The sequence below is a fragment of the Actinotignum timonense genome, assembly GCF_900155575.1.
Lineage (GTDB): Bacteria > Actinomycetota > Actinomycetes > Actinomycetales > Actinomycetaceae > Actinotignum > Actinotignum timonense.
The window spans coordinates 1-1,090 of sequence record NZ_LT706981.1; the positions used below are offsets into that span (position 1 = coordinate 1).

The 1,090-nt window shown below is 65.6% G+C and carries 1 protein-coding gene and 1 pseudogene; both read left to right on the plus strand.

Translation table 11 applies throughout. The features are described from left to right. Positions 1 to 408, plus strand: a pseudogene (locus CZ322_RS09730) ((4Fe-4S)-binding protein); the annotation flags it as partial. Beyond that, positions 405 to 1,055: a LutC/YkgG family protein gene (locus CZ322_RS09735; RefSeq protein ID WP_087071230.1), complete on the plus strand. Its 651-nt coding sequence runs from the start codon at positions 405 to 407 to the stop codon at positions 1,053 to 1,055. The pseudogene CZ322_RS09730 and the gene CZ322_RS09735, both read left to right, overlap by 4 nt. The last annotated feature ends 35 nt before the right edge of the window (positions 1,056 to 1,090 follow it).

Genomic DNA, 1,090 nt, shown 5'->3' on the forward strand with positions numbered 1-1,090 from the left:
AGCGTGGGCGGGCGCGTCATGGGCCTGTTCATGCATCACATCGGGAATTGGCATATTCCCGGCGTGCATCGCTGGACGCGGGCCCGCGACGTCCCCATGCTGCCCAAGCACAGCGCCCGCGCCACGTTCGCGCGGCGCAAGAAACGCGAAGCGCGGCAGCTCAAGCACATGCAGAAGGAGTTGCAAAAGAAGTTGCAGGGTCAGCTCGGTTGCGATCCGAGTGTGATCGACGGCGCAGCCAATTCGCCAACTACCCCTCAGCAGTTACCGCAGCTTCCACCCGCGGCGGGGCAGAGCGCGCCGGGGCAGAACACGCCGGCGAATGCTCCGAAACTGCCGCAGCTGCCGCCGAACCCGACCTGCGCACCTGATATTTTCGGCCGCCCGATCACTGAGGAGCTGTCATGACCTCGGCACGTGATGAGATTTTCGCGCGGATTCGCTCCGCGCTCGGCGATGTTCCCAGCCAGGATCCGGAAGAATCCGCGATCAGCTGGGAATACAACCAGCCCACCGCCATCGAGGGCGACATCGTGGATTATTTCCTCGAGCTCGTGGCCGATTACAAGGCCGAGGTGGAGCGGGTGGAACCGGAAGCGGTCCCGGCGGCTATCGTCGCGCACCTGCACGCGATTGGCGCGCGCTCCGTGGTGCTTCCCGCGGGGCTGGATTCCGCGTGGCGCGCGGCTATTGCGGCGGATGGTTTCCAGATATACGACGACGATAACCTGAGCGCCCGCCAACTCAACGAGATTGATGCAGTGGTGACGGCGGCCGCTGTCGGAGTGGCCAATACCGGCACCTTCGCCATGGATCATCGCGCTGACCAGGGCCGGCGTGCGCTCACTCTGGTACCCGATGCGCATGTGTGCGTGCTGCGTGCCGATCAGGTGGTATCCAATACTCCCGAGGCGATGACTCGGCTCCAGGATTCGGTGCGCGATGGCCAGCCGATTACTTTCGTGGCCGGGCCGTCCGCCACCTCGGATATCGAGCTGAGCCGCGTGGAGGGCGTGCACGGTCCGCGCCAGCTGCACGTGCTGGTCGCCGGCTAAGCAGGCGGCACTGCCGCCAACACGGCGGCCGGGTG

What these genes read in the sequence shown, in the direction of transcription:
- CZ322_RS09735 (WP_087071230.1), top strand. Translation starts at nt 405, where the DNA reads ATGACCTCGGCACGTGATGAGATTTTCGCGCGGATTCGCTCCGCGCTC.